Here is a 14,400-nt window from a genome sequence, read left to right as displayed (position 1 = left end):
GGTAGTTCTCCCGTGTCCGCCCGGCGTGTCGCGACGAACTCTTGGCGCCGGGAGGAAGTCAGATGCAGTGCAGACACGTGCCGCCCTGTCCGGGCGCGGCCGACACCGACCGGGAAGCCGCCCGCGTGGTGGCCACCCACCCTGAGCAGGGCTGGAGCCTGCTCTGCAACGGCGTGGTGAGCTTCGACGACTGCGGCGAGCTGCTGCCTGACGGCCGGGCCGTGGCGGCGCCGGTGCGCGCCGGGCTCGCCCTCGCGGCCCGCGCGGAGGCGTCCCTGGGCATCCGGCACGCCGCGATCGGGGGACGTACGCACTAACGTGCTCGTATGAGCACCGCCACAGGCGCGCGCGGTTCCGTCGGGAACCTGCCCGCCGAGGTCACCAGCTTCGTGGGCAGGCGCCACGAGATGACCGGCGTACGGCGGATGCTCTCCACCAACCGGCTGGTCACGCTGACCGGCGCCGGCGGGGTGGGCAAGACCCGCCTCGCCCAGCGGGTCGGGCTGGAGATGCGGCGGGCGTTCGCCGACGGCGTGTGGCTCGTCGAGCTGGCCGAGCTGCGGGACCCGGATCTGGTCGCGGTCACCGTGGCGGAGGCTCTGGGCGTACGCGAGGAAGCGGTGAGCCCGGACGCACCGGGGCTGGCGACGTTCCTGGCCGACCGGCAGGTGCTGCTCATCCTCGACAACTGCGAGCATCTCGTCGCGGCCTGCGCGGACCTCGCCGAGACCCTGCTGCGCACCTGCCCCGAGCTGCGCATCCTGGTCACGAGCCGGCAGGCGTTGCGGATCGCCGGCGAAGCGACTCTGACCGTGCAGCCGCTGTCGGTGCCCGAGGCCGACCTCGAGTGCACCCCCGGCGACCTGGCCCGGTACGAGGCGGCGAGCCTGCTGGTCGAGCGCGCCACCGCGGTTCTGCCAGGCTTCGAGGTGACCGACGCCAACTGCACGACGGTCACGGCTCTGTGCCAGGCGCTGGAGGGCGTACCGCTGGCCATCGAGCTCGCGGTGGCCCGGCTGCGGGTGCTGACGCTGGACCAGATCCTGGAGCGGCTGACCGACCGCTACCGGCTGCTGACCACCGGCCCGCGCAACGCCCCGGCCCGGCAGCAGACCCTGCGCGCGCTGATCGACTGGAGCTGGGACCTGTGCGGCGATCAGGAGCGCCGGCTGTGGTCGCGGCTGTCGGTCTTCTCCGGCGGGTTCGAGCTGGACGCCGCCGAGCAGGTGTGCGCGTTCCCGCCGCTGGCGCCGGAGTCCATCCTCGACCTCATCGCCTCGCTGGTGGACCAGTCCGTGATCTCCCGCGTCGGCGACGGTCCGCGGGCCCGCTACAAGATGCTCGAGGTGGTCCGCGAGTACGGCGTCGCCCGCCTGGCCGAGGCCGGCGAGCAGGCCGAGGTGGCCCGCCGGCACGGCGAGTGGTTCGCCGAGCTGGCCCGCTACGGCGACGGGCACTGGGTCGGCCCGGAGCAGGCGGCGCTGATGATGCGGCTGCGCCACGAGCAGGCGAACCTGCGCGTCGCCCTGGAGCACGCGGTCACCACCGGCCCGCCCGAGACGGCCCTGCGCTTCGCCGCGGACCTGCAGAACCACTGGTTCGTCCGGGGCTTCCTCTCCGAGGGGCGGCACTGGCTGGAACGGGCGCTGGCGATGCCGCCGCCGCGGCACTGGACCCGGGTACGGGCGCTGCGCGTCGCCGCGTGGATCGCCTGCGTGCAGGGCGACCGGGCACGGGCGGCGGCGCTGCTCGACGACGCCAAGCGGCTGGCCGCCGAGCTGCCGCCGTCGGTGGAGCTGGCGTTCCTGGCGGTGGTCGAGGGCAACATCGCCATGTTCGGCGGCGACCTCACCGGCGCGCTGCCGCTGTTCGAGGAGGCGTACGCCCGCTTCCGCTCGCTGGAGATCCGCAGCGGCGAGATGTGGTGCCTGGCCGTGCTCGGGCTGGTCCGCGGCCTCTCCTCGCCGTCACCCACCGCCGGGTACGCCGACCTCATCGCCTGCCGCGACCTGGCGGCGGCGAACGGTGAGGTGTGGTGGCGCTCGTTCGCGATGTGGGCGCTGAGCGTGCTGCGCTGGCGGGCCGGCGACAACGCGGGCGCGGCGCAGGCCGCCAAGGAGAGCCTCGAGGTCGGCAAGCTCGTCGAGGACGAGCAGTTCGGGGTGGGCCTGGCGCTGGAGTCGCTGGGCTGGGTGGCCGCCGCGGAGCACCGCGACCAGCGCGCGGCGCAGCTCCTCGGCGCCTCGGACCGGATGTGGCGGGCGATGCACGCATCGCTGTCATCGTTCCGCACGCTGCACGACTTCCACGACGAGTGCGCCGCCCAGCTCCGGGACCGCCTCGGCGACCGAGCCTACGACGCTGCCTTCGCCCGCGGCGCCGAGCTCAGCCGGGCGGAGGCCGTCGCGCTGGCACTCGAACGGGTTCCCGGGCCGCGCCCCGCGCCACCGCCGGCGGACCCGGCCCGGCTGGGCGAGCTCGGCCTGACCCCGCGCGAACGCGAGGTGGCGGCGCTGGTCGCGGAGGGCCTGACCAACCGGGAGATCGCGGCCCGGCTGGTGGTGGCGCAGCGAACGGCGGAAGGCCACGTCGAGAACATCCTCAGCAAGCTCGGCTTCACCTCGCGCGCCCAGGTGGCGGCCTGGCTGGCCTCACAAAGCCGTTCCGGTACCTGACAGAAGATGTCAGCTTCTGGGGCGAGGATGGGTCGCGTACCCACACGGAAAGGCAGCACAATGCCCGGATTCGCCTCTCTGGCCATGATCAACCTGGACGCCACCGACCCGGCGGCGCAGGCGGCCTTCTACTCCGGCGTCCTCGGCTGGGACGTCCAGCACAGCCAGGCCGAGTACGCCATGATCGGCGACGGCTCGACCAGCCTGGGCTTCGGCCAGGTCCCCGGCTACTCGGGGCCCGGCTGGCCCCGGGAGACCACGCCGAAGCGCTACCACCTCGACTTCTACGTCGACGACCTCGACAAGGCCGAGCAGGAGGCGCTCGCGCTCGGCGCCACCAAGCCCGAGGAGCAGCCGCAGCCCGATCGGTGGCGGGTGCTGCTCGACCCGGAGGGCCACCCGTTCGACATCTGCCTGCGCTCCTGACGGCACCGGCCGGCTGAGGAATCCTGAGGAGATCCACAGGATTTCTCAGCCGGTCCACAGCCGACCGTCAGCAGGCTGTCGGCATGCGTATCGTCCTCGCCACGCTGGCGGCCACCGCCCTGCTCACCGCCACCGTGGCGACCAGCGCGGCGGCCCACGACCCGAGACACCGCACCGCGTCCGCGCGGCACGACCCGGCAGGCCTCTCCGGTCCCGCGGACAAGCCGGTGCGGCGTCTGGCCCCGGCCGCCTTCTTCCCGGTCACCGAGGGCGCCGGCACCGTCCGGGATGCCGGTTGAGGGATCATCTCCGGATGACGTCCGCGCTGCACGACCTGGTGTCCGTCCTGCGTCCGTACGACGACCTCGAGGCCGCGCACCGGGCGGACACGCTGGCCTGGCTTGCGTCCACGGACGACGTCTACCGCCGGGTCAGGCCGGACACGCCCCCGCGTCACCTGGTGTCATACGTGGTTCCCGTCGATCCGGGAACCGGTGACGTGCTGCTGGTCGACCATCGCAACGCGCGGCTGTGGCTGCCGCCGGGCGGGCACGTCGAGCCGGGCGAGGACCCGGCCGCGACGGCTCACCGCGAGCTCGCCGAGGAGCTGGGCGTGGCCGGCGCGGCCGCCGAGCCGGTCTTCCTCACCGTAACCGAGACGGTCGGCGTGGACGCGGGTCACACTGACGTCAGCCTCTGGTACCTGGCCACCGTCGGGCGCGACGAGCCGCTGAGCGCGGACGAGGGCGAGTTCGCCGCGGTCCGCTGGTGGACGCGGGCGGAGATCGCGGCCGCCGACCCCGCGCGGTTCGACCCGCACCTCGGCCGCTTCCTCGCCAAGACCGCCGCCGAGGGCCGCTGAGCTTGTCGTCAACTGCCGCGACTTGGCTGCGGCGAGCGTTGGCGAACGGGCCCGATCGGGGTGGCACTGAGCTAGAACCGCGCGTTGTATGCGGCAGTTCAGGGCGTTCGCGCGTGCGGTATGCGAGGCGGTCGCGCTCCGAAGTCTATTTGTCTCCTGGCGCCTGGTGAATCGTCCGCCTCGGTTCGTACCACGTGCTGCCGACGGGTTCACCCGTCATGTTCCAGCTCCACGAAATGCTCGGGGTGATGCGCATGTAGATGCCTGGCCCCACGATCCCGACTCGTTCGTATGGCCCTTCGGCGCGCCCGTAGACCCGGATCGAACGGGCGATGAACGGATCGAACGACACCATGTCGTCGACCACGAATGCGACCCGCTGGTTGCCGGCCTGGACGTTGCGGAACTTGCGGGTATCGAGCACGGAGCGCGCGGAGCCTCCCACCCAGAAGAAATCTCCGTCGAATTCGAAGGCGAGGGGAACCACGTCGGGCTGCTCGTCGGCGCCAAGAGTCGCGAGTCGCAGAACTGGCTGCGATCGAAGATATGCGATCTCTTCGTTGGTGAACGACATGTCGTTCCACTCCTTCCGTCGGCACCTTCCGCGTGGAGCAGTTCCTTCCTGCCGTTCAGTGTCGCACTCAACTCGGCTACTTGTTGACTGGTGGCACGACCGCGCCCGGCCAGGCATGGGTTCGTAGCCGTGGGGAGGTTCCGCCACCGCGGCTCGCTGAGTCCTCAGCGGACTCTCAGCATCGGGCGCCGAGGATGGCGCGCATGAGGCGGGGGTCAGTTGGCGTGCCAGATCGCCGCGTTGAGCGCCGTCGCATAGGTGACCCACGCCCAGTACGGCACGAGCAGCCAGGCGGCGGGCCGCGACACCGGGCGGAACAGCAGCACGGTGGCTCCGATCAGCAGCCACAGCAGCGCGATGTCCAGCAGCGCGAGGCCGTACCGGCCGAAGCCGAAGAAGATGGGTGTCCAGAGCGCGTTGAGCACGAGCTGGACCGCGTAGACGGTGAGCGCCGTGGTCCAGCCGGTGCGGCGCCAGACCAGCCAGCCGGCCACCGCGATCATCGCGTACAGGATGGTCCATACCGGGCCGAACAGCCACGACGGCGGCGCCCACGACGGGCGGTCGAGGCTCTGGTACTCGCCGGCCGTGCCGGCCACGCCCAGGCCGCCGATGAGCGCCGCGGCGGCGACGGCGAGCCCGAACGGGACGAGGCCCCACCAGGAGCGGTGCGAGGGTCCGGGCCGGTACGCGACGTGGCTGCTCATCCCCCACAGCTACCCGACGAGACCCGCGATCATGCGCCGGGCGACGTCCTCGAAAGCCGGTGGCGCCACCGCTCCCCCCTCGGCGAGCACCGCGGCGAGCCGGGGGTACGCGCCGCTCGCGACCGCCTCGCGCAGCGCGGCGACATGTTCCTGCACCCGTTCGGAGTCGGTGACCCCGGCGCGCGCCTGGGCGAGCTCGTTGGTCACGTAGCTGGCGACGAAGCCGGTGAGCAGCGCGAGGATCTCCATCTTCGCTCCGCCCGGCAGGCCGGTCGGCTCCAGGGCGGTCAGCCCGCGTTCCAGGTAGCCGAGCGTGTTGGGGCCGCCGAGGCGCCGGTTGCCCAGGGCGGTGGGCATCCAGGGGTGCCGCAGCATCAGCTCGCGCTGCCAGCCGAGCAGGCCGAGCAGGTCCGGCTCGCCCAGCGCCGGGTCGAACTCGCTGACCTGGTCGACCATCAGGTCCACCAGCTCCTCCTTGTCGCGCACGTACGTGTACAGCGACATCGGCCCGGCCCCCAGTTCGGCGGCCAGCCGGCGCATGGTCAGCGCGTCCAGGCCCTCCGCGTCGGCCACGGCGATCGCGGCCGCGACGACCTGCGATCGGGTACGCGCGGGCGGGCGGCCTCTGGGCACGGGCACCTCCGGGATGCTATTTTCAGTACAACGTACGGGAAAGGGACGCGGTGATGGAGCGACTGCCATTTTTCCTGCGGGCGATGCGCCGGCGCACCCGGGCGTCCGCCCCCTGCGACGTCGAGTGGGAGCCCGGCCTGGAGGTGCCGGCCGCGGACGGCAGCGTCCTCGTCACCGACCACTACGCACCGGTCACCGACGAGGAATGCCCCGTCCTGCTGGTGCGCAGCGCGTACGGCCGCGGCTTCCCGTGGAACTCGCTGTTCGGCACGGCGTTCGCGGAGCAGGGGTTCCGGGTTCTGATCCAGAGCACCCGCGGCACCGGCGGATCCGGCGGCGTGTTCCACCTGTGGCGCAACGAGGCCGCCGACGGGCAGGCGACGGTCGAGTGGATGCGCAAGCAGGAGTGGTTCCCGGGCGCATTCGCGACGATCGGTCCCAGTTACCTGAGCTATGTGCAGTGGGCGCTCGGGCTGGATCCTCCGCCGGAGTGGCGCGCCGCGGTCATGCAGGGGGCGGTACACGACTTCTACGACGGCATGCACCCCGGCGGGCACTGCACGTTCCGGCTCGAACTGGCCCTGATCAGCGGGACGGCGTTCTTCCACCAGGCGGCCGGGCCGGGGGCATACCTGCGCGCGCTCCTGCGGCTGACCCGGCACCTGCGGCACGCCGTCCGCGGGGTGCCGCTGCTCGACTCCTACCGGCGCGCGCTCGGGGGGCGGCGGCAGGAGTTCGAGGACTGGGTGAGCCACCCGTACCCGGACGATCTGGTCTGGGCCGGCGCCGACGCCGGGCCGGCGGCGGACCGGATGACCGCGCCCGTCAGCCTGGTCACCGGCTGGCACGACCTCGCGCTCGACCAGACCCTGCGGCAGTACGCCCGGCTGCGCCTCGCCGGCCGGGAACCCACGCTGATGATCGGCCCCTGGACCCACACGTCCATGTTCGACCGCGGCCGGGTCGAGGTGACGGCCGACGCGCTGGACCACCTGCGCGTGCACCTTCTCGGCCGGGGCGAGCGGTCCGCAAAGGTGCGGGTGCACATCGGCGACGAGTGGCGTGAGCTGCCGGAATGGCCGCCACTCAGCACCCCGGCCCGGTTCCATCTGCGGCCGGACGGCCGCCTGGGGGACCTCGCCGCCGGCACGACGAGCTTCCGTTACGACCCGCGCGACCCCACGCCCTCGTTCGCCGGGCAGCTGCAGTCGCGCACGGCCGGCGCGCGCGACAACCGGCGCCTGGAGGCGCGCCCGGACGTGCGGACCTTCACCACCGGGCCGTTGCCCGAGGCCCTGGAGATCATGGGTACGCCCTCAGCCGACCTGTACGCGGCGGGCAGCACCGGCCACTTCGACCTGTTCGTGCGCCTGTGCGACGTGGACCCGCAGGGCCGCTCGGCGAACGTGTGCGACGGCTTCGTGCGGCTCACGCCCGACCACGCCGACGAGGACGTCGTGCACATCCCCCTCGGCGCGGCCGGGCACCGCTTCGCCGCCGGGCACCGGATCCGGCTGCAGGTCAGCGGCGGTGCGCATCCCCGATATGCCCGCAACTACGGCACCGGGGAGCCGCTCGCGACCGCCACCCGCCTGGTCGCCACGACGACGACCGTGCACCACGGCCCGGACCACCCGTCCGTGCTCACGCTGCCGGTGGTTTGAAAGATCTCGATTCAGGGGTACATGCGGCGCCGCCACCTCCCCCACAGATTCGAGGCTCTCATGTCGATCCAGGCGTTCTTCTACATCGTCGCGGTCATCCTGCTCGTGCTGGCCGCGCTGCCGATCGGGACGCGGGGCGTCTCCCTCGCGCTGCTCGGCGCCGCGTTCGCCCTGCTCGCGTTCTCGTGGGACACCATCACCGCGTGAGCGTGCGGCGGTAGACCACCACCTGCCAGGGCTCCAGCTCGAGACCGGCCGGCGCCGGGGCGTTCGTCAGCACCAGTTCCGCCGACGACCACGCCCCGGCGTCGTCGATCCCGGCCCGCGCCGGCTCACCGGAGAAGTTCCCGATCACCAGCAGCTCGGTGTCGCCGTGGCGGCGGGTGAAGGCGTACAGGCGCTCGTCGTCGGGCAGCAGCATGGTGAAGTCGCCGTACACCACGACCGGGTCCTCGTGGCGCAGCTCGATCAGCCGGCGGTAGAAGTGGTAGACGCTGTCCGGGTCCTTCGCCGCGGCGGCCGCGTTGATCTCCGTGTGGTTGGGGTTCACCGCCAGCCACGGTGTGCCGGTGGTGAAGCCCGCGTGCGGCGAGGCGTCCCACTGCATCGGCGTCCGCGCGTTGTCCCGTCCCCGGGCCCGCAGCACGGTCAGCACGTCCTCGGGCGAGCGCCCCTCGTGATCCACGGCCTGGGCGTAGTGCCCGAGCGCCTCGATGTCGCGGAAGTCGGCGATGGACGCGAACGGGGCGTTGGTCATGCCCAGCTCCTCGCCCTGGTAGACGTACGGCGTCCCGCGGTGCAGGTGCAGCACCGCGCCGAGCATCTTGGCCGAACGCTCCCGCCACTGCGGTGAGTCGTCGCCGAAGCGGGAGACCACCCGCGGCTGGTCGTGGTTGTTCCAGTAGAGGCTGTTCCAGCCGACCTCCGCCAGGCCCGCCTGCCAGCGCGCGAAGATGCCCTTGAGCTTGGTGAGCTGCAGCGGGTAGAGCGTCCACGGGTCGGGGCCGCGGTCGACGTCCACGTGCTCGAAGGCGAAGACCATGTCGACCTCACGCCGCGCCGGATCGGTGTAGCGCACGGCCTCCGCCACGGTGACGCCCGGCATCTCCCCGACGGTCAGCATCTTGTCCCGCCCGGCGAAGACGCGCTCGTGCATCTCGCGCAGGAACTCGTGCATCCGCGGCCCGTCGATGAAGGACGGCCCGCCGTCACCGTACGCCGAACCCGCCCGTACCGCGCCGTCGGGCAGCGCGGGGTCCTTGGAGATGAAGTTGATGACGTCCATCCGGAAGCCGTCCACGCCCCGGTCGAGCCACCAGGTCATCATCGCGTACACGGCCTCGCGGACCTCGGGGTTCTCCCAGTTGAGGTCGGGCTGCTTGCGGCTGAACAGGTGCAGGTAGTACTCGCGCGTGGCGGGGTCGTACTCCCAGGCGGACCCGCCGAAGACCGACCCCCAGTTGTTCGGCTCCGCGCCCGGGGTGCCCGGCTCCATGCCGTCGCGGGCGGGCCGCCACCAGTACCAGTCGCGCTTCGGGTTGTCCGTGCCGGAGCTGCTCTCGGTGAACCAGGGGTGCTCGTCCGAGGAGTGGTTCACGACCAGGTCCATCACGAGCCGCATGCCCCGCTCGTGCACGCCGGCGAGCAGCTCGTCGAAGTCGGCCAGGGTGCCGAAGACCGGGTCGATGTCCTGGTAGTCGCTGATGTCGTACCCGTTGTCGTCCTGCGGGGACCGGTAGATGGGCGACAGCCAGATCACGTCCACGCCGAGGCCCGCGATGTGGTCGAGGTGGTCGATGATGCCCCGCAGGTCGCCCATGCCGTCCCCGTCGGCGTCGGCGAAGCTGCGCGGATAGATCTGATAGACGACGGCCCGATGCCACCAGGGGTTCTCCATGGTCCCTCTTTAACACGCGAACCCCGGACGAAACACGGGTAACGACCCATACTGAGGATCATGAAGGTGGCGCTGCTCGGACCGGTCGCATGGCGTACGCCCCCCGTCCACTACGGCCCGTGGGAACTGATCACCAGCCTGCTCGCCGAGGGGCTGACCGCGCGGGGCGTGGACGTGACGCTGTTCGCCACGCTCGACTCCGTCACCAAGGCCACGCTGGACGGCGTCGTCGCGCGCGGCTACGAGGAGGATCCGGAGATCGACGGCCGGGTGTGGGAGGCGCTGCACGTCGCGTACGCCCTCGAGCGCTCCGGCGAGTTCGACCTCGTCCACAACCACCTCGACTGGCTGCCGCTCGCGTTCTCCGGCCACTGCCGGGCGCCCATGCTCACCACGGTGCACGGCTTCTCCGGGGCGACCATCCTGCCGGCGTACCGGCGGGCCCGGTCGGCCTTCGTCTCGATCTCGGACGCCGACCGCTGCCCGGACCTGGACTACGTCGCGACCGTCTACCACGGCGTGGACGTCGACGGCCTGCCCTTCTCCGCCGGCGGCGGCGAGGACCTGGTCTGCTTCGGGCGGATCCATCCGGACAAGGGCACGCACGCGGCCATCGAGATCGCCCGGCTGGCCGGCCGGCGGCTGACCCTGTGCGGGATCGTGCAGGACGAGGCGTACTTCCGCGAGCGGGTGGAGCCGCACATCGACGGGGACCGCGTGTCCTATCTCGGCTCCGTCGGGCCCGGGGACCGCGCGCGCATCCTGGGCGGCTGCGCGGCGCTGCTGCACCCGATCCGGTTCGCGGAGCCGTTCGGGCTGTCGGTCGTGGAGTCGATGATCTGTGGGACGCCCGTGGTCGCGTACCGGAAGGGCTCGATGCCGGAGGTGGTCGACGAGGGCGTCACCGGCCGCCTCGTCGACGGCGTCGAGCAGGCCGTGGCCGCGGTCGACGGGATCGGCCGGCTGGACCGGGCGGCGTGCCGGGCACGGGCCCGCAGCCGCTTCGGCGCGGACCGGATGGTCGAGGACTACCTGAGGATTTACCGCGAACTGGTCGGTTGAAATCAGCTTCCTTGTTAATGTCCCATTACCGAATTGCGGCATTCTTTCGGATTCGCCGCAGAATAGCTGAAGCGTGCGCACACGCTCCGCGTCCGCGTGCGCCGGTCCGCGCTGCGGGGAGGCAGCCGCCTGAGCAGAAAGGCCTGTCATGCCTGCCACGTACGGCTTTCTCAGCACCTATCCCCCGACCCAATGCGGTTTGGCCACCTTCAATGCGGCGCTCGCCACGCACCTCACCGGCGGCGCTCCCGGCAGCGGCGTGGTCCGGCTGCTGTCCGCGGACGCGGCCGGCGGCGGCCTCGAGGTCGACCACACGGCCCCCCGGGTAGTTCACACGTGGCACACCGACGCGCCCGGCGGCTGGCCCGCCGCCGCCACCGCGCTCAACCGCTTCGACGTCGCGATCGTCCAGCACGAGTACGGCATCTATCCCGGCGTCGACGGCGACGAGGTGCTCCCCCTGCTGGACGCACTGAAGGTGCCGACCATCGTGGTGCTGCACACGGTGCTCAGCACGCCGTCGCCCACCCAGCGCTCGGTGCTGGAACGCATCGCCGCCACGGCCGACGCGGTGGTCACCATGACCGACACCGCCCGCACGCGGCTGACCGCCGGCTACCGGGTCGACCCTCGCAAGGTGACCGTCATCCCGCACGGGGCGGGCAGCCACTCCAGCGCGCCGCGCGAGACCGGAGCCGTGCCGCACCTGCTGACCTGGGGACTGCTGGGGCCCGGCAAGGGCATCGAGTGGGCGCTGCGGGCACTCGCCGAGCTCGACGACCTGGACCCGCTGCCCGCGTACACGGTGGCCGGCCGGACCCATCCCAAGGTGCTCGAGCAGCACGGCGACGTCTACCGGGAGTCCCTGCGGAAACTGGCCGCCGAGCTCGGCGTCGAGAACCAGGTGCGGTGGGAGGACGTGTACCTCGACCAGGCCGCGCTGAGCCGGCTGATCCGCTCGGCCGACGTGGTGGTGCTGCCGTACGACTCCACCGAGCAGGTCACCTCGGGCGTGCTCATCGAGGCGGTCGGCGCCGGCGTGCCCGTGGTCGCCACCGAGTTCCCGCACGCCGTCGAGCTGCTCGCGGACGGGCCGGGCCTGCTCGTGCCGCACCAGGACCCGCAGGCCATGGCCACGGCGATCCGGCACCTGCTGCAGCGGCCCCGGACGGCCACCCGGCTCGCCGGGCTCACCGGCGGACCCACCCTGCGCTGGCCGGCGGTGGCCTCCCGCTACCACAACCTCGCGCAGCGGCTCGTCGCCGGCCGTACGCCCGTAGCCACCTCCGTCCCGGCGTGAGCGTGACCCTGCGGCTGGTGCCGCCCCCGCTGTCCATGCTCGACGCGCCGGAGCCGAACTGGTCGCACATCGCCCGGCTCTCCGACGACACCGGCCTGCTCGAGCACGCCCGCAACGCCATCGTGCGGCGGGAGCACGGATACTGCGTCGACGACGTGGCCCGGGGGCTGCTGGTCGCCTGCCGGGAACCCCAGCCGACCGCCCTGGTCGTCGGGCTGGCCGAGCGGTACCTGGCGTTCCTCACCCACGCGACGGCGCCCGACGGCCGGGTACGCAACCGGCTGGCGTACGACCGTCGCTGGCTGGACGAGCCGAGCACCGGCGACTGGTGGGGCCGCGCCGTGTGGGGGCTCGGCACGGCCGCGGGCCGCAGCACCGTCGGGTGGATCCGCAAGGAGGCCCGGGCGGCGTTCTCGATCGTGGCGCGGCAGCGCTCGCCGTGGCCACGGGCGATGGCGTTCGCCGGGCTGGGCGCCGCCGAGGTGCTGCGCGCCGACCCGCGGGCCGGCGAGGCGGCGCAACTGCTCGCCGACGCGGCGACGGTGATCGGGCTGCCCGGCGGCGACCCGCGGTGGGTGTGGCCCGAGCGCGAGCTGACGTACGCCAACCCGGCCCTGCCCGAGGTGCTCATCCAGGCCGGTGACCTGCTCGGCGACGAGCCGCTGCTCGCCGACGGGCTGCGGATGCTCGGCTGGCTGTGCCGGATGCAGCAGCACGACGGGCACCTGTCGGTGGTGCCGGTGGGCGGCCGGCGGCCCGGCGCCGAGCGGCACCGCTTCGACCAGCAGCCCATCGAGGTGGCCGCGACCGCCGACGCCTGCGCCACCGCCGCGGCGGTCACCGGCGACGACGCCTGGGAGGCGCCGCTGCTGCGGTCGATCGCCTGGTTCCTGGGCGACAACGACACCGGATCCGTCATGTACGACCCCCTGACGGGTGGAGGCTATGACGGATTGACGCCGGATGGCCCTAATCTGAACCAAGGTGCCGAATCCACTCTCGCGCTCGTCTCCACGTTGCAGCACGCCCGCGCGTTGGCAGCCCGGAGCGCGACCCGACCGTCAGGCGGCCTAGCGTGACCGCAACTCTCGACCCCCAAGCCCGGTCCACCTCCTCCCTCGCCGTACGCCACCCGCTGACGATGCAGCCGGACGGGCGGCGCGTGGTGATCAAACTGTTCGTGCCGGGCGAGGACGCGCAGCTGGTGCAGAACCGCGCGTCCAGCCTCATCGAGCGCATCCTGCAGCTCGACGAGGACGAGATCGCCCGCCTGCTCGACGAGGTGCTGAGCCGGTTCGCCGGCCGGCACCACGACCTGCTCGGCGTCTTCCACCACCACTACGAGCTGGTGCAGCACCGGGTGCCGCCCGACCTCGAGCTGTCGGCGAACGCGCGGTCGCTGATCGGCGCGTACTTCAGCCACGAGTTCTCGGTCGAGGCCGCCGCGCTGTGCAACCCGTCGATGGTGGCGCACCCCGACCAGAGCGGCCTGGAGGCCGGCGAGCTGCGGGTGGCGATCAGCCTGCGGCAGATCGGCGAGGGGCACATCTCGTCGATCGGCTTCTGCTCGGCGGTGCTCGGCCCGGGCGACACCATCCGGCTCGAGGACCGCGACGGGCCGCTGATGATCGGTGAACGCACCGGCGCCCGGCACTACCGCGACGCGCTCGCCGCCGGCCTCGCGGAGCTGGAGTTCGACAACGAGCTGTCCGCCGCCACGCTGGCCTCGCTGCCCGAGCGCTACTCCGACGACGAGTTCGAGGACGTCCTCGGCCACATGCCGGGCGAGCTGCTGGCCCGGCCCACCACCGGCGAGACGCTGGCGGTGATGCGGGAGATCGTGGCCGCGGACTACGCCGTGACCTTCCCCGCGGCCGTGCCGCTGCACCAGCGGGTGCTGTGGCCCGCCTCGCCGGCCGAGAGCAACGGCATGGAGGACGCCCGGTTCGTCCAGGTCGTCGAGCCGGACGGGCGGACCGCGTACCAGGCGACCTACACCGCGTACGACGGACGGCACATCGGCGGCCGCATGCTGCACACCCGCGACCTGCGGCACTTCGAGGTGACGGCGCTGCGCGGCCCGGCGGCCCGCAACAAGGGCATGGCCCTGTTCCCGCGGCCCGTGAACGGCCGGTGCCTGGCGCTGTGCCGCTCCGACGGCGAGACGCTGGGGCTCAGCGAGCGCGACGAGAACAACCGGTGGCAGGAGGCCGTACCGCTGCTCGTGCCGCACCGCGGCTGGGACCTGATCCAGGTGGGCAACTGCGGGTCCCCGGTGGAGACCGAGGCCGGCTGGCTGGTGCTCACCCACGGGGTCGGCCCGATGCGCCGGTACGCCATCGGCGCGATGCTGCTCGACCTCGAGCACCCCGAGCGGGTGCTCGCCGACCTGCCGTTCGGCCTGCTGGACCCCGACGAGGAGGAGCGCGAGGGGTACGTCCCCAACGTCGTCTACTCCTGCGGCGGGCTCGTGCACGACGGGCGGTTCTGGCTCCCGTACGGCGCCAGCGACGTCCGTGTGGGCTTCGCCAGCATCTCGATGGACCGCCTCCTGGACGCGATGATCGTCGTACCCTGACCCGCGCGGCACCGTACATTTC

At 72.4% G+C, this 14,400-nt stretch carries 15 protein-coding genes; 11 read left to right on the top strand and 4 right to left on the bottom strand.

The window, feature by feature from the left end; all coding sequences use genetic code 11:
- Positions 1-62: 62 nt before the first annotated feature.
- The 5 genes from IT780_RS11080 (at position 63) to IT780_RS11060 (ending at position 3,963) form a co-directional block, all read left to right on the top strand.
- Positions 63-317 carry a DUF5999 family protein gene (locus IT780_RS11080; protein ID WP_199511515.1) on the top strand — a complete coding sequence of 85 codons (255 nt, stop codon included), beginning with the start codon at positions 63-65 and terminating at the stop codon, positions 315-317.
- 9 nt (positions 318-326) lie between these two features.
- Positions 327-2,675, top strand: coding sequence for an ATP-binding protein (locus IT780_RS11075; RefSeq protein WP_199511349.1), 2,349 nt, complete (start codon positions 327-329; stop codon positions 2,673-2,675).
- Between the two features lie 60 nt (positions 2,676-2,735).
- Entirely contained in the window at positions 2,736-3,101 is a 366-nt protein-coding gene (locus IT780_RS11070; RefSeq protein WP_199511348.1) for a VOC family protein, read from the top strand.
- An 83-nt stretch (positions 3,102-3,184) separates the two neighbouring features.
- Entirely contained in the window at positions 3,185-3,400 is a 216-nt protein-coding gene (locus tag IT780_RS11065) for a hypothetical protein (RefSeq protein WP_199511347.1), read from the top strand.
- A gap of 14 nt (positions 3,401-3,414) precedes the next feature.
- Complete coding sequence (locus IT780_RS11060) at positions 3,415-3,963, top strand: NUDIX domain-containing protein (protein WP_199511346.1); 549 nt, start codon at positions 3,415-3,417, stop codon at positions 3,961-3,963.
- A 145-nt stretch (positions 3,964-4,108) separates the two neighbouring features.
- Here IT780_RS11060 and IT780_RS11055 read toward each other — a convergent pair whose 3' ends face one another.
- The 3 genes from IT780_RS11055 to IT780_RS11045 all read right to left on the bottom strand — a co-directional run bounded on the left by IT780_RS11055 (position 4,109) and on the right by IT780_RS11045 (position 5,883).
- Entirely contained in the window at positions 4,109-4,537 is a 429-nt protein-coding gene (locus IT780_RS11055) for a PPOX class F420-dependent oxidoreductase (RefSeq protein WP_199511345.1), read from the bottom strand.
- Between the two features lie 215 nt (positions 4,538-4,752).
- Entirely contained in the window at positions 4,753-5,244 is a 492-nt protein-coding gene (locus IT780_RS11050; protein WP_199511344.1) for a TspO/MBR family protein, read from the bottom strand.
- 9 nt (positions 5,245-5,253) lie between these two features.
- On the bottom strand, positions 5,254-5,883 hold the full coding sequence (locus IT780_RS11045) for a TetR/AcrR family transcriptional regulator (protein WP_199511343.1): 630 nt from the start codon (positions 5,881-5,883) through the stop codon (positions 5,254-5,256).
- Between the two features lie 47 nt (positions 5,884-5,930).
- Here IT780_RS11045 and IT780_RS11040 point away from each other — a divergent pair, with 47 nt between their 5' ends.
- On the top strand, positions 5,931-7,541 hold the full coding sequence (locus IT780_RS11040) for a CocE/NonD family hydrolase (protein WP_199511342.1): 1,611 nt from the start codon (positions 5,931-5,933) through the stop codon (positions 7,539-7,541).
- 60 nt (positions 7,542-7,601) lie between these two features.
- Positions 7,602-7,748 carry a hypothetical protein gene (locus tag IT780_RS11035; protein WP_199511341.1) on the top strand — a complete coding sequence of 49 codons (147 nt, stop codon included), beginning with the start codon at positions 7,602-7,604 and terminating at the stop codon, positions 7,746-7,748.
- Here the strand turns inward: IT780_RS11035 and IT780_RS11030 are convergent.
- Positions 7,738-9,438: an alpha-glucosidase gene (locus IT780_RS11030; RefSeq protein WP_199511340.1), complete on the bottom strand. Its 1,701-nt coding sequence runs from the start codon at positions 9,436-9,438 to the stop codon at positions 7,738-7,740. The genes IT780_RS11035 and IT780_RS11030 overlap by 11 nt on opposite strands.
- Positions 9,439-9,498: 60 nt before the next feature.
- Here IT780_RS11030 and IT780_RS11025 point away from each other — a divergent pair, with 60 nt between their 5' ends.
- The 4 genes from IT780_RS11025 (at position 9,499) to IT780_RS11010 (ending at position 14,378) form a co-directional block, all read left to right on the top strand.
- Positions 9,499-10,500, top strand: coding sequence for a glycosyltransferase family 4 protein (locus tag IT780_RS11025; protein ID WP_199511339.1), 1,002 nt, complete (start codon positions 9,499-9,501; stop codon positions 10,498-10,500).
- Between the two features lie 148 nt (positions 10,501-10,648).
- Complete coding sequence (locus IT780_RS11020) at positions 10,649-11,800, top strand: glycosyltransferase (protein WP_199511338.1); 1,152 nt, start codon at positions 10,649-10,651, stop codon at positions 11,798-11,800.
- On the top strand, positions 11,797-12,879 hold the full coding sequence (locus IT780_RS11015) for a glycosyltransferase (protein ID WP_199511337.1): 1,083 nt from the start codon (positions 11,797-11,799) through the stop codon (positions 12,877-12,879). Before IT780_RS11020 ends, IT780_RS11015 begins: the two co-directional genes overlap by 4 nt.
- Positions 12,876-14,378: a glycoside hydrolase family 130 protein gene (locus IT780_RS11010; RefSeq protein WP_307831132.1), complete on the top strand. Its 1,503-nt coding sequence runs from the start codon at positions 12,876-12,878 to the stop codon at positions 14,376-14,378. The genes IT780_RS11015 and IT780_RS11010 overlap by 4 nt, the downstream gene beginning before the upstream one ends.
- The last annotated feature ends 22 nt before the right edge of the window (positions 14,379-14,400 follow it).

Origin of the sequence: Nucisporomicrobium flavum, assembly GCF_016464385.1 — a bacterium.
Lineage (GTDB): Bacteria > Actinomycetota > Actinomycetes > Mycobacteriales > Micromonosporaceae > Actinoplanes > Actinoplanes flavus_A.
The sequence above is the reverse complement of the archived record's forward strand: the minus strand, read 5'-3'. Positions and strand labels throughout refer to the sequence as shown.